This is a genomic window from Kordiimonas sp. UBA4487, from assembly GCF_002389025.1.
Lineage (GTDB): Bacteria > Pseudomonadota > Alphaproteobacteria > Sphingomonadales > Kordiimonadaceae > Kordiimonas > Kordiimonas lacus.
Window position 1 is genome coordinate 569,648 of record NZ_DGNR01000013.1, and the last position, 17,017, is coordinate 586,664.

Consider the following 17,017-nt stretch of genomic DNA (forward strand, 5'->3'; position numbering starts at 1 on the left):
GCACGTGTTCACGGTATGTTCAAGAAATTTGGTCTGATCACATCGCGCCTGTGCTATGGAAACACTAGCGCTGTGTTTAATTGATCACAGTGTCAAAAACTGACAGGAGCGTTCCGCCGGATGGAAACTTTTTTATGGTCTAAGCAGCTGCACCATTTTCCTGAGTGATCGCAAGATAGACATTGCCACTGTCATCGACACTTGTTTCAAGTGCGGGGGTGCACCCCTTGTCCGCGCCCTGCGCTTCTCCGCTCTTGAGGTCAATTACCCAATTATGCAGTGGGCACGCAACCGAGTGCCCGTGCACGATGCCTTCCGACAATGGGGCTTTTTTGTGCGGACATTCGTTCTTCAGCGCGAAGATTTTATTGTCCGATGTTCGGAACAGGGCCACCTCAAAAGCACTGGTGTAGATGCGGCGGGCACCGCGAGCCGGGATATCGTCAATATGGCAAACAAGGGTAAAGGTCGGTTGGACGGGCATTTTCATATCCTGCTGGAACAATTTGGGAAGTGTTTTTGGAACTCCGGCGTTTGGCGTAAGGTTCGACGAAGAATAGCAAGCCGTATGCCAAAACGGCTGCCTGAAAGGAGTGGCCGACTGACAAGGATGCCGTAGCGTCTTGATGCAGTGGAGCTGCAATCTTGGGTGCAAGTGCTGACCATTAATTAGACAGCTGACCAAAAAACGGCCAGCGCCTTGGGAAAAATACACCGGTCAGCGGAGCGGGATGGAGGAAATGACTTCCATTTCAGAAATATGGTGTTTTTTCTTCAGTACCTGGATTTCATCAAATGCCGCCTCTAACCATCTGTTGAAGGCATCAATCATCAGTGGTTTGGTGGTGGTAGACAGGAAATACTGGCTGTTCTGAAATGGCAGGTCGCGCCTGAAAACTATTGTTTCCACCGGTATACCCTCGCGCCTCATGTAAGCGCGCATCACATTAATATTGGTGTAAATGGTATCTACTCTGCCACGCACCAGCAGGTTAAACAGATCTGCTTCCGCGTTGGCTTCAAATAGCTTTACATGGGTGTTTCCAAGGACGCTCATATCGATCGTGAAGCCGCGCATCGTTCCAACCTTTTCAGGTGCACCCCTGTGTTCAGGGAGTGTCAGGAAACCATCTGTGAACAGCACGACCGGGTCGGAATAGAGAATGGGGGCATTCCCTTTTGTGGATTGTGCCCAGTCTGGGTTGGCGGGAAACTTGGCATCGATCAGGCCGGAAGCCAGTGCCCTGTGAAGCCGCGGAATGGGTAGCGGTCGGTACTGGACTTCCACACCCTGGGCAGCCGCAAATGCATCCAGAAGGTCGCGCCCAAAACCGCAATATCCTGTATCGCATATGCCGTAGTAGGGCAGATGCATGATGTTTTCCACGCCGATCACATACGTGGTTTGAGGCGGGTTGTCATCGGCGTCGGACACAATACTGCCAGCAAGCACCAGGCATAAGGCCTGTGCCAACCGATGCAATATGGAAGATCTGGTCCCGCTCTTGCGCATCCGTTACCCCGGGCCCGCCAACTTTGATGGAGAGGCCAATTCACTTTACGCCGACCAGTATGAGATGGACCTGTTAAAACAATGTTAGCACCTGACAGTGGTCCATCTTTCTTATCAGAAGGGGCAGGTTGCCCATGTCTCGCACTTGGGCTACAAAAGCCACTGCCCCGCTCGACATATGCTGGCGCCCGCCTATGTCATGGACCATTAACCGATTTGTGACTTTTCAGGAGTGCTTCCCATGCAATCATTCATCCCGACCAAACGCACGTTGATGGGCCCCGGGCCCTCAGACGTTCATGACCGCATTCTCGAGGCTATGGCGCGCCCCACTCTTGGTCACCTTGATCCTGACTTCCAGCGCATGATGGAGGAGCTCAAAGGTGGCCTTCGTGCCCTGTTCAAAACCGGAAATGCCATGACCTTCCCGGTTTCTGCGCCTGGATCAGCGGGCATGGAAATGTGCTTCGTTAACCTCATCGAGCCGGGCGACAAGGTTGTTGTTGTGAAGAATGGTGTTTTCGGGGAACGCATGCGCGAAAACGTGGTGCGTGCAGGCGGCGAAGCTGTGATGGTGGAATTCGATTGGGGCACAGCCCCTGATGTGTCGAAGGTGGCCGAAGTACTGGCGGCCAACTCAGACACTAAAATTCTGGCCTTCGTTCATGCTGAGACATCAACGGGTGTGCGCGCGGACGCTGCCGCTCTTTGCGCGCTGGCCCGTGAACACGATTGCCTGACAATCGTAGATGCGGTGACCAGCCTGGGCGGTCTGCCCGTTGAAGTGGACGCCTGGGGCATTGATGCCATCTATTCGGGCAGCCAGAAATGCCTGTCCTGCACGCCAGGCCTTTCGCCGGTGAGCTTTTCTGAACGTGCGCTCGAGCGCGTAAGAGCCCGGAAGGTACCTGTGCAAAGCTGGTTCCTGGATCTCAGCCTTGTGATGGCCTACTGGGACGGCACAGGTGGCCGGTCCTACCATCACACAGCGCCTGTGAACCCGCTCTATGGTCTGCATGAAAGCCTGGTGATGCTGTTTGAGGAAGGGCTGGAGGAAAGCCACGCCCGTCATGCGGTAATGCACGAAGGCCTCGTTGCAGGCCTGGAGGACATGGGGCTTGACTTCCTGGTGCACCCAGACATCCGTCTGCCGATGCTGAATGCAGTCAAGGTGCCAGACGGCATTGATGAAGCTGCTGTTCGGGCACACCTGTTGCAGGAATACGATCTTGAAATTGGTGCTGGCCTTGGTCCACTTGCAGGCAAGGTTTGGCGGATTGGTCTGATGGGAACCTCGGCGCGTGAAGAAAATGTAGAACTTTGCCTGACAGCACTGGCTGATGCGCTGGGTAAACAGCAGATGCATGTGGATGGCCTGAAAGCTTTGGAAGCAGCCCGTACAGCCATGAGCGATGATTAACAGCAGGCAGATCAGTCTGGCGTGAAAGGGCGGGGACTTCCCCGCCTTTTTTGGTTTTAGATGGCCGTGATGCCCTTAACTTTCATTGCCCGTCCATTTGCGCCACATCCGGCGCTCGCAGGCGGCGGGGCCACCTGAAAGCGTGCTTGTGAAGGCCAGCACAAACAAAAGCCACATCACTTTGTCTGCCTGTTCCGTGCCTTTCAGGATGAGCGCACTGCCAATCAGCGCCGCCGCCCACAGAATTGCCTGCACGATTTCCTGCCGACCTTTTTTCCGCTTTTGTGCGGTTTGCATTTTGTTGTCCTCGGCCATGTCTTACTCCTATATGTCCTTCGTGGGTTCATTAATGTAACCTAAAGGTATCAAATAGGTTGATATAGTGGTCATGTCAAGAGGGGCGCGTATATCGCCCCTAAGGTCTCGCAAAGTCGTGATCTGCGTGAGCCTTGTTTTTTCGGGTGTTCGGGGCAATCTCTGAAATCCGGAAGCATAGCCATGACATCAAGGAAGCCCATGAAACCGATCCAGCTTTACTCACTGAACACACCCAACGGGCAGAAAATCTCCATCGCGTTGGAGGAGCTTGGGTTGCCCTATGATTATCACCGCATCGATATCGGTGCTGGCGATCAGTTTACACCAGAGTTCCTGGCCGTGAATCCGAACAACAAAATTCCAGCGATTACAGATCCTGATGGCCCTGATGGTAAGCCAATCAATGTTTTTGAAAGTGGCGCGATCCTGCTGCATCTGGCGGAGAAAACAGGCAAGCTTTTACCGGCAGAGCCACGCGCCCGGTCTGAGGCCATCCAGTGGCTGTTCTGGCAGATGGCGGGGTTGGGTCCCATGTTTGGTCAGCTCGGGCATTTCTTCAAATATGCGAAAGACAAATGCGATCATCCCTATCCGGTGGAGCGCTATACCAATGAAGCCAAGCGGCTGTTGAGTGTGCTTGATAAGCGGCTGGATGGGCAAAACTATCTGGCAGGGGAATATTCCGTTGCCGACATCGCGACTTTCCCTTGGTTGAATTGTTTGGAAGAATTCTATGAAGCCACAGAACAAGTCGATTTATACAGCTTCCAGAATGTGGCTGCCTGGCGGGCGCGGTGCAATGAGCGCCCTGCTGTGATCCGAAGCCGAGGGCTTTACGTATAAGGTTCATTCCTCGTTACAGCGACCCCGACGGGTCTCCTCCCTCTCCATCCAAGGGGGCCCTTCGCTGACTGACCCGCCCCCTTCCCCCGAGGGCGGGTCAATTTTTTTGAACCAATACCTTATCCTGCCTCAATCCCGGATTAGGGGTTGGTGCCGACGGTTGCTTCCGATATGAAGGCCCCAAACGATAACCGAGGATTTTATGACAAAGTTTGTAGCGCTGTTGCGTGGTATCAATGTGGGTGGTCACAAGAAGATAAAAATGGCCGACCTCAAGGAAGTGGCTGGAAAATGCGGGCTTTCGGACGTGCAGCATTATGTACAGTCAGGGAATCTGGTGTTTTCGGGCAAAGGCACGCCGGATGCGGTTGCGGGCAAGCTGGAGAAAGCGTGTGAGCGGACCTTTGGTTTCCCCGTGGATATCATGGTGCTCTCGGAAGACGAATTCCGTCAGGAAGTGGCGGCCTGTCCGTTTGCTGATGGCAGTAGTCCCAAAGGTGAACTGGACCCGAAATTCCTGCAGCTGGCCTTCCTGAAAGGCATGCCGGACAGCGCGCATATAGAAGCGCTTTTTGAGGCTTACGAAGGGCCAGAGATGGTGCGGTTGGTAGGGCGTACCATCCATATTTATTTCACTGAAGGCTCAGGCCGATCCAAGCTGACGCCACTCCTGACCGACAAGAAGCTGGGTGTGCCCGCAACTGCGCGGAATTGGAACACGGTTCAGAAACTGCTGGCGATGCTGGACGACTAAGCTATCTTCTGCGCGGACTTGGCTTCGCGCCAAAGCTGGGCCACGGCGGCCATGAGACTTGGGCGTGTGGCCTCGAGATACAGCCGGTTGTCCGGCAGTTCTGCCTTCAGGCGGAAATAGGCCTTCTCAAGCGAATGATAGGGCATGCCCGGAAACAGGTGATGTGTCGCGTGGAACCGCAGCCCCACAGGTGCCCAAAGGCTGGAGATATAGCGGTTGCCCGGGATATCCACGCTGTCGAGGAACTCTTCCTGCTGGGTCATGCGTTCACGCCCGCCGTTCCGGTAAGCGTGGGCCGCCAGGGTCCGAAGGCCGTTCAGCACGAAAATCAGGATCGTCACCACATACCATACAGCCAGAAGCTTCCACGGCAGATAGCCCAGATACATCAGGCCGAGGCCCGCATAGGCATAGACGCCGGTGAAGATATCCTCAAGCAGCCAGCCAGCCACTTGGTCTTTTTTGGGGGCCGGGCGGATATAGGCGAAGTCGATCACCAGCGAGCTTGCCCGCTTCCAGACATAGCGGCGGAATGGGGGGATGATCAGGGTTAGCGGCATCAATACCGTATAACGCAGCAGCAGAAGGCCCGGCACAATCAGGGCCTGGACGATGAAGGCCACAATCTTCCAGGGCTTGTCCACGGCGAACGGCAGATATTCCCCGTCCTCGGAGGTGCCATAAACCTGCGGCTTGTGGTGATCGATATGTACATCGGCGTAGGTGTAGGCCGGCACCATCATTGGCATGCCGCAGAAGGCATTGAAATAGCGCCGGAAGGCGGTGAAGGTGCCTTTGCGGAAATGCGCGATTTCATGGATGAAAATCACCGCGCGGTAGAGGCCAAGCGTGGCAACCACAAGCGCCAGAATTTGCACAAGTGAATAATTAGGCGCCAGGGTGGCGACAGCCACAGCGCCCCAGCCGATGCCGGCAGATAGCGTGAAGTCTGTCCAGTAGATGCGGGCATTGGGTTTCCACAGGTCCTTGACCAGTTTGCGCGCTTCCTTGAGCGGAAAGGCGGCCGCTTCCGGGTGTTTACCGGACCTAGCTGGCGCATCCGCTGCTGAAGTTGCCACTTTTCCTACTGTCATACCGTCTTGCATGTCATTCTCTCACACCGCGATGGCGGTAAATCTTACATGTGCGCCTAATTGCCATAAAAACGCAGAAAGGCAAAGTGTCTTAAAGCCCTGCAGGCCTCACAAATCCTTGACTTTAGGCAATCGGCGTGGGGCTTGTGCTAAACTAGTTGGGCGAAACTATGTCCGTGGCGCGGGGCAGAGATGCGTATTTCTGCTCTTTTTTTCAAGCGCTTGTCCGTCTAATCTTGAAAGTATAACAGAAGGAATTTCTTGGACGTGCTCGATTATCAGGCATTGCTGGATTACATCGCCGAAGGGGTGCAGCCTCATTTCGGTAAGGGCAAGGTTGCCAACTATATTCCAGCGCTCGCGGGCGTTCCGGCAACAAAGTTCGGCATGGCCGTGCAGCTTGCGTCTGGCGAGAGCTTCTCGGTGGGCGACGCTGAAGAAGCCTTCTCCGTCCAGAGTATCTCCAAGCTCTTTGTGCTTGAACTTGCCATGTCTCACTTCGGTGACATGGTCTGGACGCGGGTTGGCAAAGAGCCGTCAGGCGACCGTTTCAATTCCATGATCAAGCTTGAGATGGAACATGGTGTTCCCCGGAACCCCTTCATCAATCCAGGTGCGCTCGCAACGCTGGACCTCCTGATGGGGCTGAAGGGCGACACCAAACACCGCATCCGCAACTTCCTGCGGTTCCTGGCAATGAATGATGCGGTTGACGCCGATGAAGCGGTCATGCAGTCAGAACTGACGCATTCAAACCTGAACCGTGCCATGGCACACCTGATGAAAAGCTATAAAAATATCGACCAGGATGTGGATACACTACTGGAAACTTATTGTTTCCAATGTTCCATGACCATGACCTGCAAGGACCTTGCGCTTGCGGGCCTGCCGCTTGCAACAGGGGGCTATTCCGCGCTCCATGACGCTACCATCCTGTCGGTGGCACAAGCAAAGCGCATTAATGCCGTAATGCTGACGTGCGGCATGTACGACAGCGTCGGCAGCTTTGCTTACCGGGTTGGGGTGCCTGCGAAAAGTGGTGTCGGCGGCGGTATCCTGGCAGTGATCCCCGGCAAGATGTCCGTGGCCGTGTGGTCGCCTGAGCTGGACCAGTTCGGTAACTCTTATGTTGGTACCGCGGCGCTGGAAATGTTCACGTCCATGACCCACACCAGCATTTTCTAGGTCATCTAGCGGTCTATCGGCGGACCATCCGCGAACATCATATCAAAGTCATTCGCGTCAACCAGATGCGCATAAGCTGCCCTGATTTTTGCGGCCAGTTCAGGGCGCAGGTTTGCGCCGCCCGCCAAATAGAGGGTCAGGCCCACCTCAAGGTCATAGACCGGCTTGAACGCCCCTCGCCAGGCGCCGTGGTGCTGGCGTTCAGTCTGGTAATTGATCATGCTGCCCGGGAAAAGGTCAACGCGTCCTGCCTCTACCATTTTGAGTGTGCCGGGTTGATCCAGATCCGGCGACTGTATGATGCTGGCTTCTGGCAGGCCTGTATCCTGAAGAATGGTGCAGGAGATATCCCCCTGCACGCAAATAACGCTAAAGGCCCCTTTCCGCAACTGTTCGCGAGTGAAGACGCGTTTGTCATCCTTGCGGGCAAACAGCCGGTAATTGTCGAAGGCCAGTGGTACAAGCCACTGAAAGCGCTCCTCACGGTTCGGTATGCGGGCGATGGAGTAGATCAGGACATTATCTGCGGTTTCCGTGTAACGCACCGCCCGTGCCCAGGGGACGATGGTAATCGAATAGTCCAGCTCACTTATGTTCATCACCTTGCGGACAAGCGCTGTCGCGTCTCCAGCTACAGTGCCATCAGCTGCAGGGAAATTATAAGGGGGATAATTTTCCGTGAAGATGAATACGTCAGCCGCGTGTGGGCTACTGACGCTGCTGAACAACAGCAGACAGACAAAAAACAACGCACGCCTGAACAAAAGCTGACGTCTCCCCATTTCTGGCCCCACGGGGCAATAATAACCGCATAGCGAATGGTTCGCACGTGAATATTGTCAAATGGCTGTGATGTTAGCGTTCAACAATATCCCGCTTCATCGGGGCCAGAAGAGCCAGCAGTCGGTTCTGGGTATGGAAAGGCACGCCTTCTTCGTCCATCGCTTGCTGGAGTTGTTCCACAAGGGCATTGAACTCGGCCTCGGTGATCCCAAGCTTGATGTGGGACTTTTTCATGTTTACGCCGCGATATTTGCACGGCCCCCCTGAAAGCTCGCATACTTGATCAGTCAGTAGTCTGGCCAGGCGATCCTTTTTTGTCTGCTCGAACTGGTGGGCGGTGCGGGGGTCGGCAGACGTCAGTTCCACCAGTCGGGTCATCATTCGCGCGATCGCATCTTTGCCCCCCAAGTCATCAAACAGGCTATCTGCGTGAACGGCGGTGGTCAGGGCCAGAAGGCCAGCGATCAGCGTGGTTTTCAGAAATTTCATATCTAGAACCCCAGTTGGACGGACAGGTAAAATCCACGTTGGCGGCCCTGCAGGGCAATCTTGCCAAGGTCGGTGTAGGCGGCTGTTACCGTCAAATGTTTTGACGGTAACCAGACCACGTAAGCGGCCATGGCGTCATCTTCTTCTGCGAAAGCCAGGTTGTCCGGCTTGGTGCGATAGTCAGCACCAAGTACAAAGTGACGACTGAGTAGGTAAGCGACCGATCCTTCAAATTGAAGAGACCTGCTTGAGCCATTCGGACCGCCAAAGCCCAGGAGGCCGAACTGGTTGGCGCGTGTCAGTCTGGCCGTGCCGGTTAGCACAAGGCTTTTATCTAGCAGGATTTTAGTGGCAGCCAGATAAACGTCTATATCGTCGTCGTCCTCAGCGCCCACTGCGCGTACGATAGCTCCCTTGTCCACTTTCTTGTATTGAGCGCCCAATGCCACTTGCGGCATCCAGGTGTCTTGGTCATAAACCGCGTCCCCGAATATCTTCACTTTCGCACCAAGGATGTCCTGGTTGAACTTGAAACCCTCCCCAAGGCCCAGCCGCTCGCCCGCACTGCCGGTATCAAACCACTGCCTGGTGAAGCTAAGCTCAAGCCGATCATATAGTCCCACGGTGGCGCCGGTGGCGTTCAATGTGAAATCGTTGGTGGTGACATAAGTATGGTGCACGCTGCCGCCAATCTGGCGATTGGTTCCATAGCCTGAAATTACTGCCCAAGGCGTCAATCCGCCGCCTGCAGTCCCTTCAACCTGGATCACCCCTGGGGTTGCCAAAATTTTGCCGCTGCCGAACAAGTTTTCCTCAGCAGTGGTTGGGCTGGAAAATATGAGTAAAATGGTCAGAAAAAACAGCAGGGTTGTGCGGCTTTGAGCCATTTTAGCGTTCCTTTTCAGTGTTCAACCCCATGAAATCTATAGCAAGTTTTCGGCCTGTTATGAAGGGATAGCTGGAATATTGCCCTTACTTCTGTGCCTCTATTTGCTATCCTTGCGTGCAAGGTGACCAATCTGCTGTTCGGTGTCTCTTATAGGGTTAAGGTCACGTTTTCTTCAGCGACACAGTAGGCGGAGAACACCAATCATGTCCCTTCTTGATAATATGATGTCTACCGATTTTATGCCACATGGCTACTGCTTCCTGTGGGCGCCGGAAATCTTGTGGACCCACGTGGTTTCTGATGCGGTAATCGCCTTGGCTTACTTTTCCATCCCCATCAGTCTCATGGTGTTCATACGCAGACGCCCTGACGTTCAGTTCACTTCTATATTCTATCTTTTTTCGGCGTTCATTTTCCTGTGCGGAGTAACCCACATTTTTGGGATCATCACGGTATGGCATGGTACCTATGGTATGTCGGGTGTTGCAAAGGCCGGTACGGCCATTGTGTCTCTCCTCACAGCGGTCGCCGTCTGGCGACTCATTCCTGCGGCACTCAAGATACCAACCCATGCATTGCTCGAACAACAGGTGGCGGAGAGAACTGCAGAACTTGAACAGAAAAGCCGTCGGCTCGAATTGGTGATCAACAAGATTTCACCAGCGATCATTGGAGTGAACTCGCGCGGATTGATTCAGGTGGTAAACCCCGGTGCGACAAACCTGTTTGGGTATTCGGAAGACGAGTTAATGGGCCAGCCTGTTGAAATTTTGGTGCCGCAAAATGCTCGGGCGAAGCACCCAGCCAACCGCGAGAGATTTTTCACTAATATGAAAACCCGTCCAATGGGGCAGGGGATGGAGCTTTATGGCGAACGAAAGGGTGGCGAGCTGTTTCCTGTGGAAATTGGCCTGACACCGGTTGAAGACGATCCAGAAATCGTTGTGATTGCTACAATTGTGGACGTTACGGAACGTATGCGGATCGCAACCGAGCGTCGCCGTCTGGTCACTACAATTGAGGCTTGTGATGATGCCATTTTCAGCCTTGATCTCATGGGCACAATCCAGAGCTGGGCGCCGGGCGCGGAGCAGCTGTTTGGATATTCCGCTGACAAGGCCATTGGTTGGCCGGGTACGCTGATCTTGCCAGAAGGTAAGTCCGGAGAGCTGCATGATATCCTTGCCCAGATTGCAGCCGGAGAGACGGTTCGCCACTATGAAACGGTTTACCGCCATGCCGATGGCCATGAAATTGATGTATCCATGTCCATTTCCCCGGTTAAAAATCCGCACGGCCAGATTGTCGCTGCTGCGGTGGTGGCGCGGGATGTTTCTGATGCAAAGGCTGCCGAAAAAGAGTTGCGCGAGTTGAACGGAAAGCTTTCTGCTTCCAATGAAGCGCTGGACCAATTCGTCTATATCGCAGCGCATGACCTGAAAGAACCGTTGCGGGGTATTCATAATCTCTCATCTATCGTGCGTGAAGAATGTGCCGATAAGCTCGAGAAGGAATACCAGGAAGACCTTGATACGGTTGCTCGGCTGACAGTGCGCATGGAGAGGCTGATTGACGACTTGCGAGAATATTCCCGCATCGAGCGCGGCGAACGACAAGGAGAAGAGATTGCAGCCGACAAGGCGGTTGAAATTGTCCTGGATGATATCGGTGGCTTCTTGTCCGAACATGGTGCGGAAGTTGTTGTGGTTGGAGACCTCCCAAGGCATGTTTTCCCTTCAGCACATCTTACCAGCATTTTCCGAAACCTGATTACTAATGGTGTGAAGTACAATGATAAATCGGAAAAAAGGGTGGAAATCTCTGGTCGGACGGACGGCAAGTTTGCTATACTGAATGTCACAGATAATGGCATCGGCATTGCGCCGGAATTTCAGAACAAAGTGTTTGACATGTTCCGGCGCTTCCACCGTGAAGACGCCTTCGGGGGCGGAACTGGTGCCGGTCTAGCCATTGTAAAGCGCATTCTCGATCACAGTGGCGGCTGGATCAGGTTCGAGACTGAGGAAGGAAAGGGAACAACCTTCTCCTTTGGCCTACCCATTCAAATGGAGTCACATGATGGCGGACAATGAGACCGACCTTATCTTACTCGTTGAAGATAGCGAGGCGGACGTCCGCGTAACCAAGCGCGCCTTCAAGAAGTTGGGTGTCGACAACCCGGTACATCACTGTGAAGACGGACGTCGGGCGATCAATTATCTGGCCATGTCCAAGGCGGCCCAGCGGTAACCGGTGGCCTTCCCTTGTGCTGCTGGATTTGAACTTGCCAGGTGTTGATGGGCGTGAAGTGTTGCGTACGATCAAAGATGATGATCGGTACAAGTCTATTCCAGTGGTTATATTCAGTACCTCAGATGATGAACGTGATGTTCAGGATTGTTACGCACTGGGCGCAAACAGCTTTGTCAAAAAGCCGCACGACTTGAACGGATTTGTGGATGCCATTCAGTCTCTCTCGGAATTTTGGTTGCACAGTGCGGAATTGCCGTCGCGTCCGTGAGGCTGTGGTGGCGTTCTAGATCATGTCATTAGGCAGATTTTGATCAGGTTGCTTCTTTGGCAATTCGATCTTGAATCTGCTGCCGCCAGTCGCACGCCCTTCGCACCAGATCCGCCCGTGATGCATCTCAGCAATTTTGGCGCATGTCGCGAGGCCAAGGCCGGAGCCCGTGGTGTTTTTCCGGTGGATGCGGAACAAGGGTGAAAAGATTTGGCGACGAGCAGAAGCAGGTACGCCGCAGCCATTGTCGGTAATCGTGATAATACAGCTATCCTCCATGTCTTCGGCGCTGATCGTGATCACGGGGCGAGCGTCAGAATGATACTTGATTGAATTGGCGATAAGGTTTTGGAACATCTGTGTCAACTCCGTGACATAGCCTTCAATCTTCGGCAACGTCTCCAATTCAATGACAGCACCCGACGCCTCAATGGCTTCCTCAAGTAAATTCGCAGCCAGCTGTACTGTGTCTGTAAGGTTGACAGGCTCGCATGCTTCTGCCGAAGAGCCAGTTCGGGCAAAGTGCAACAGGTCGATAACCAGTTGCTTCATATAGTGGGCCGCCTTCAGGGCGCTGTCCAGATAGTCAGGTATCTGGTCAATCTCGCCCCTTTCCATCATCTGTTGGGCAAGCGACACAAAGCCGATGACGCCGTTGAGAGGATTGGCAAGGTCATGCGCTGCGGTGGATGCAAAATTTTCCATCAGCATTTGCTGGTGCACTTGGCTACGCTTTTCCTGAGCCCGTCGGATGGCGCTATCGATTACTTCTTGCAGCCTTCCAGAGTTTAGCTGATTTTTGGATAGGTAGTCATGCGCCCCCAGTTTGATGGCTTTAGCGGCCACCCGCTCACTGCCTTCTCCACTGATCATCACGAGGCCTGGAAAGCCGGTTTCAATATCACGGTGAATACTTTCCATGAGTTCCAGCCCGTCCAGGTCCGGAAGCCGGTAGTCGATCAGCATGCAGTCATAATGCTTTTCGGCAATCTTGCGGCGCGCGTCTGCGGCTGTATGCGCGGAATCTATATGGTAGCTGGCACTTGAACGTTTGAGCGCATGTTCAATGAAGCGGCAGTCAGCGCCGCTGTCATCAACAAGCAAAATATCTCTATAGTGTATCGGCAATGCAGTTCCCCTAGGTTTCGCCATAGTGGGGCGCATGAATACAAGACAATATTGGTACGATTTATTGGCGAAAAAATCAAATGTTAGCGTGTTGTTTCATAAAATTTTACCGATCAGGCTACGAATTTGTGCAGACTATTCATTAGCGGGCTTCTTAAAGACTTCTTTCTGACCTTTTCACAGCCTATGGCCCTTGAAGGGGCGGTAAGGCGCCCTAAACTCTTTCCCCGGATATACAGTGGACCCAAGCGGTATAGATTTGAAGGGGCGAACAATGCGTCTTGAATATAGTGAAGAGGACCTGGCCTTCCGTGCGGAAGTGCGGTCATTCCTGGAAGCCAGGCTTCCAAGCCATATTGCAGAGCGGACCAAAGCGGGCCTTGCTCTGGAAAAAGAAGACTATCTGAATTGGCAACGTACATTGCAGGAAAAACAGTGGGTGGCCCACGCCTGGCCCAAGGAATTTGGTGGATCGGGTTTTACCCCATTCCAGAAGCACATCTTTGAAGAAGAATTTGTGCGGGTGGGCGCGCCAGAACTGCCACCTTTCGGGCTTTCCATGTTGGGTCCGGTGATTATTGCATTCGGGTCGGACGAGCAGAAGGCCCATTATCTGCCGCGCATCCTTGACGGTACCGATTGGTGGTGTCAGGGCTATTCGGAGCCGGGATCTGGCTCGGACCTTGCCAGCCTCAAGACAAAAGCAGTGCGCGACGGTGACCATTATATTGTTAATGGTCAAAAAACCTGGACCACGCTTGGCCAATATGCCGACTGGATATTCTGTCTTGTACGGACATCCAGTGAAGGCAAGCCGCAGACCGGCATCAGTTTCCTGTTGATCGATCTCAACACCCCAGGCGTTGAGATGCGCCCGATCATCACCATCGAAGGCGGCCACGAGGTGAACGAGGTATTCTTCGATAACGTCAAGGTGCCGGTTGAAAACCTGGTCGGCCAGGAAAACATGGGCTGGACCTATGCCAAATACCTGCTGCAGCACGAGCGTGTTGGTATCGCAGGTGTGGCTGCGGCCAAGGAAACACTGAAAAAGCTGAAAAAGATCGCATCCGACACCGATGACGGTGAAGGCGGGCGTTTGATTGACGATGCGCATTTTGCGGAGCGTCTGGCGAATGTGGAGATCGACCTGATGGCGATGGAACTGACCAACCTTCGGGTGCTTGCGGCGGCTCAGGCCGGCGGCGCGCCGGGGGCTGAAAGCTCCATGCTCAAGATCAAGGGGTCTGTGATCCGCCAGGAGCTGAGTGACCTGATGCGCCGGGCTGTTGGCCCCTACGCGCTACCGTTCATGCCGGAGCTGGATCAACTGGGTTCCAACATGGAACCTGTTGGCCCAGAGGGCGCACATCTTTATGCAGGCCAATATTTCAATCGCCGGAAATACTCAATTTATGGCGGATCGAACGAAATTCAGCGCAACATCATCTCCAAGATGATTCTTGGGCTTTAAGGGAGGATTTAGGTATGGATTTCAATCTCTCTGATGATCACCGCATGCTCAAGGACATGGTCTCGCGCTTTGTACGTGAGCAGTGCGATTTTGAAAGCCGGTTGAAGCTGATCAGCTCTGAAAAGGGGCATGATGAAGCGGTTTGGGCACAGATGGCGGAACTTGGGCTGGTGGCTGCTGTGCTGCCGGAACGCGTAGGCGGCCTTGGTGGGTCAGGCTTGGATATCATGGTGGTGGCCGAGGAACTTGGCCGCAAGATTGTGGTGGAGCCGTTTCTTGCAACGGCTGTTCTGGGGGCTGGGCTTCTGGCTGAAGAAGCTGCCGAAGGGCGTGGTCCTGCACTTCTGGATGACGTGATCGGCGGTGGGCACAAGCTCGCGCTGGCGCACTATGAACCGGGTGCACGCTACAATGCGGCGAAGGTGGATGCGACAATCGCTGGTGGCAAGCTGTCGGGTTCGAAATCGCTTGTGATCAATGGCGGCGATGCCGCCACTCTGGTTGTGTCCGCCAAAGATGGCGACAAGTTGGTGCTGGCACTAGTTGCGAAGGATGCTGAAGGTGTTGCTATCAAGGCCTTTAAAACTCATGACGGTTTTGGCGCCGCTGAGGTGACCTTCACAGATGTCGCCGTGGCAGCGGACGATGTATTGCTTTCGGGCGATGCTGCGGAGGCGGCCCTTGGCCGGGCTCTTGCGCGCGCTACACTCGCGCTGTGCGCGGAAAGCCTGGGTGCCATGGAAAATGCACGCGACGCCACGCTGGAATACCTGCGTACCCGGACACAGTTCGGAGTGCCGATTGGCAAGTTCCAGGTGCTGCAGCACCGTCTTGTGGACGTGTGCCTCGAGATCGAGCAAGTGCGGTCAATTGTGCTGCTGGCGGCTTCCAAGCTGGACGCTGGCGACCGCGACAAGCATCTGTCTGCTGCCAAGGCCCTAGTAGGCCGTGTGGGCCGAATGGTCGCTGAAGAGGCGGTGCAAATGCATGGTGGTATCGGCGTGACCTGGGAGCTTGAATTGGCACATGTTGCCAAGAGGCTTGTGATGATCGATCATTATTTCGGTGACACCGATTACCACCTGAAGCGCTTCCAGAAGCTGTCAAAAGTAGCTTAAAAGACTGCCGTTAGAACGCAGAAAGCCCGGCTTTTGCAGCCGGGCTTTTTTGTTGCCTCTATGTCGTGAACCTCGGGGCTGTCTACCCTTTAGCGTTGATCTTGTAGCTGAGGGGAATGGTCAGCGACACGCTTTCCCTGTTTTCAGGCAGCTTAGGGAAGCTGATACGGCGCATCAGGTCGACGGCTTCATCGTCCAGGATCGGGTTGCCTGAGCTTTCGACCACCTGCTGAGCCAGGATGGTGCCGTCCATGGCAATCTGCACCTTAACCCGGACCGTGCCTTCAATGCCTTCTTCAATCAGCTGTGTTGGATAGCCCTGGTTTCTTGCCAGAATACGGGAGACATCACGTTGCCAGCCCTGCCAGTCAGGCGTGGCTTCTGCTACCTGGACATCGGCACCCAGCTGGGTTTGCTGCTCGTCCATATTGAATCGAAGCGGAATCTTGAAATTGAAGCTGGATAACCCCTCAGGCAGCGGGGGCAGAGGGTTGATCCGGTTCAGTATCTGCAGGACCGAACCATCCAGCACATTGTGGCCCGACGACTGGTTGATCCGGAAGCCGATAATGTCGCCGTTCTGGCCGACAGTAACTTCAACCTTCACTGTGCCTTCCAGTTTGGCGTCCAGCGCGCGCTTGGGATACCGCTGCTTGGACGCGAAAGCGTCATAGACCCGCTCGCCCCATGTGGCGAGGTCATAGTCTTGTGCGGTAGCTGAGGGCACTGTGGTGCCGCATAAAAAAGCGAATAGGCCGAGGGTGAATATAGTACGGGTGGACGTTGGCGACATTGCGCGTTCTCCTTGCGGAAAGGGCTAAAGGCAACAAACGCAGAACTGTCGGGCAGGCTTCCGATACCTATAAAGTGGTGGTTGTCTGTCCTATGTCGGGCAGAATAGGTAACATTGGTTTATATCAAATTAACGCCCTTCAAGTGACCAGAACTACGTCGTTTTTTCGTGCGAACTGACAGATTGTGTCGGCGCGCAGCATTATGTATGGTTCCTATAAGGATGGCTGAACGCGGGGTCACAGCGCAGGGAGGACCTATGGGCGACATTGAGATCAAGCCAAGTGGCGTGTTGCGGGGAAGAACGGCCCTGGTGGTTGATGACCAGGAAATCATCCGCAAGATGTTGGATAAGTTGCTCCTGAGCCTGGGCTTCACAGAGGTACTGCAAGCTCAAGACGGTTCTGATGCCCTCAAGATGCTTGATCGCCGTGCCTTTGATGTGATTGTTTGCGATATCAATATGGATCCAATGGGCGGTATTGATTTTGTTCGTACACTGCGGGATGGCGCCAATATCCGATTTGATGCCAAGCGCGCAAGAACACCTGTGCTGTTCCTTACAGGTAGTGCCGAAAAGGACCATATCCTGAGTGCTAAGGGCTTGGGCGTGAAGGACTATTTGTTGAAGCCGATCGACCCGGAAAAGCTGCGTGCTCGGTTGGTTAAGATGTTCAGTTGACGTGCTGATTTGCG

19 protein-coding genes are annotated in these 17,017 nt (G+C 54.1%); 10 read left to right on the plus strand and 9 right to left on the minus strand.

Annotation, left to right across the window (positions count from 1 at the left end; translation table 11 throughout):
• Positions 1-139: 139 nt before the first annotated feature.
• Positions 140-484, minus strand: coding sequence for a nitrite reductase small subunit NirD (nirD, locus tag B3Z17_RS14350; protein ID WP_286830477.1), 345 nt, complete (start codon positions 482-484; stop codon positions 140-142).
• A gap of 234 nt (positions 485-718) precedes the next feature.
• The gene (locus B3Z17_RS14355; RefSeq protein ID WP_286830478.1) at positions 719-1,513 is read right to left on the minus strand and encodes a substrate-binding periplasmic protein; all 795 of its coding nucleotides are present in this window, start codon (positions 1,511-1,513) and stop codon (positions 719-721) included.
• Positions 1,514-1,754: 241 nt separating this feature from the next.
• Here B3Z17_RS14355 and B3Z17_RS14360 point away from each other — a divergent pair, with 241 nt between their 5' ends.
• Positions 1,755-2,933, plus strand: coding sequence for a pyridoxal-phosphate-dependent aminotransferase family protein (locus B3Z17_RS14360; protein WP_286830480.1), 1,179 nt, complete (start codon positions 1,755-1,757; stop codon positions 2,931-2,933).
• A 75-nt stretch (positions 2,934-3,008) separates the two neighbouring features.
• Here B3Z17_RS14360 and B3Z17_RS14365 read toward each other — a convergent pair whose 3' ends face one another.
• Positions 3,009-3,248 carry a hypothetical protein gene (locus B3Z17_RS14365; RefSeq protein ID WP_286830481.1) on the minus strand — a complete coding sequence of 80 codons (240 nt, stop codon included), beginning with the start codon at positions 3,246-3,248 and terminating at the stop codon, positions 3,009-3,011.
• A gap of 183 nt (positions 3,249-3,431) precedes the next feature.
• Between B3Z17_RS14365 and B3Z17_RS14370 the strand changes: the two genes are divergently transcribed.
• Together B3Z17_RS14370 and B3Z17_RS14375 are read left to right on the plus strand one after the other, a co-directional pair.
• A complete protein-coding gene (locus tag B3Z17_RS14370) occupies positions 3,432-4,094 on the plus strand; it encodes a glutathione binding-like protein (RefSeq protein ID WP_286830482.1) in 663 nt (220 codons plus the stop codon).
• 202 nt (positions 4,095-4,296) lie between these two features.
• The gene (locus tag B3Z17_RS14375; RefSeq protein ID WP_286830483.1) at positions 4,297-4,848 is read left to right on the plus strand and encodes a DUF1697 domain-containing protein; all 552 of its coding nucleotides are present in this window, start codon (positions 4,297-4,299) and stop codon (positions 4,846-4,848) included.
• Here B3Z17_RS14375 and B3Z17_RS14380 read toward each other — a convergent pair.
• On the minus strand, positions 4,845-5,942 hold the full coding sequence (locus tag B3Z17_RS14380; RefSeq protein ID WP_286830484.1) for a fatty acid desaturase family protein: 1,098 nt from the start codon (positions 5,940-5,942) through the stop codon (positions 4,845-4,847). The two genes, B3Z17_RS14375 and B3Z17_RS14380, sit on opposite strands and share 4 nt — an antisense overlap.
• A 261-nt stretch (positions 5,943-6,203) precedes the next feature.
• Between B3Z17_RS14380 and B3Z17_RS14385 the strand changes: the two genes are divergently transcribed.
• Entirely contained in the window at positions 6,204-7,127 is a 924-nt protein-coding gene (locus B3Z17_RS14385) for a glutaminase (protein ID WP_414672776.1), read from the plus strand.
• A 5-nt stretch (positions 7,128-7,132) separates the two neighbouring features.
• Here B3Z17_RS14385 and B3Z17_RS14390 read toward each other — a convergent pair whose 3' ends face one another.
• From B3Z17_RS14390 to B3Z17_RS14400, 3 genes are all read right to left on the minus strand, one after another.
• A complete protein-coding gene (locus B3Z17_RS14390) occupies positions 7,133-7,909 on the minus strand; it encodes a substrate-binding periplasmic protein (protein WP_286830486.1) in 777 nt (258 codons plus the stop codon).
• A gap of 73 nt (positions 7,910-7,982) precedes the next feature.
• Positions 7,983-8,399, minus strand: coding sequence for a group I truncated hemoglobin (locus B3Z17_RS14395; RefSeq protein WP_068302375.1), 417 nt, complete (start codon positions 8,397-8,399; stop codon positions 7,983-7,985).
• A gap of 2 nt (positions 8,400-8,401) precedes the next feature.
• A complete protein-coding gene (locus tag B3Z17_RS14400) occupies positions 8,402-9,286 on the minus strand; it encodes a DUF3034 family protein (protein ID WP_286830487.1) in 885 nt (294 codons plus the stop codon).
• A 205-nt stretch (positions 9,287-9,491) separates the two neighbouring features.
• Here B3Z17_RS14400 and B3Z17_RS14405 point away from each other — a divergent pair, with 205 nt between their 5' ends.
• The 3 genes from B3Z17_RS14405 to B3Z17_RS14415 are packed head-to-tail and all read left to right on the plus strand — an operon-like array spanning position 9,492 to position 11,809.
• The gene (locus tag B3Z17_RS14405; protein ID WP_286830488.1) at positions 9,492-11,381 is read left to right on the plus strand and encodes a PAS domain S-box protein; all 1,890 of its coding nucleotides are present in this window, start codon (positions 9,492-9,494) and stop codon (positions 11,379-11,381) included.
• On the plus strand, positions 11,368-11,538 hold the full coding sequence (locus tag B3Z17_RS14410) for a hypothetical protein (protein WP_286830489.1): 171 nt from the start codon (positions 11,368-11,370) through the stop codon (positions 11,536-11,538). The genes B3Z17_RS14405 and B3Z17_RS14410 overlap by 14 nt, the downstream gene beginning before the upstream one ends.
• Positions 11,539-11,554: 16 nt before the next feature.
• The gene (locus B3Z17_RS14415) at positions 11,555-11,809 is read left to right on the plus strand and encodes a response regulator (RefSeq protein ID WP_286830490.1); all 255 of its coding nucleotides are present in this window, start codon (positions 11,555-11,557) and stop codon (positions 11,807-11,809) included.
• Between the two features lie 15 nt (positions 11,810-11,824).
• On the opposite strand, the gene B3Z17_RS14420 is transcribed toward B3Z17_RS14415, so the two are convergent.
• Positions 11,825-12,973, minus strand: coding sequence for a sensor histidine kinase (locus B3Z17_RS14420; RefSeq protein WP_286830491.1), 1,149 nt, complete (start codon positions 12,971-12,973; stop codon positions 11,825-11,827).
• 238 nt (positions 12,974-13,211) lie between these two features.
• Here B3Z17_RS14420 and B3Z17_RS14425 point away from each other — a divergent pair, with 238 nt between their 5' ends.
• Both B3Z17_RS14425 and B3Z17_RS14430 read left to right on the plus strand, forming a co-directional pair.
• Positions 13,212-14,411, plus strand: a complete 1,200-nt coding sequence (locus B3Z17_RS14425) for an acyl-CoA dehydrogenase family protein (RefSeq protein ID WP_286830492.1) — start codon at positions 13,212-13,214, stop codon at positions 14,409-14,411.
• A gap of 14 nt (positions 14,412-14,425) precedes the next feature.
• Complete coding sequence (locus B3Z17_RS14430; protein WP_286830493.1) at positions 14,426-15,529, plus strand: acyl-CoA dehydrogenase family protein; 1,104 nt, start codon at positions 14,426-14,428, stop codon at positions 15,527-15,529.
• Between the two features lie 82 nt (positions 15,530-15,611).
• Here the strand turns inward: B3Z17_RS14430 and B3Z17_RS14435 are convergent, their stop codons facing one another.
• Entirely contained in the window at positions 15,612-16,322 is a 711-nt protein-coding gene (locus B3Z17_RS14435; RefSeq protein ID WP_286830494.1) for an energy transducer TonB, read from the minus strand.
• 258 nt (positions 16,323-16,580) lie between these two features.
• On the opposite strand from B3Z17_RS14435, the gene B3Z17_RS14440 reads away from it, so the two are divergent.
• A complete protein-coding gene (locus B3Z17_RS14440; protein WP_286830495.1) occupies positions 16,581-17,003 on the plus strand; it encodes a response regulator in 423 nt (140 codons plus the stop codon).
• Positions 17,004-17,017: the final 14 nt, after the last annotated feature.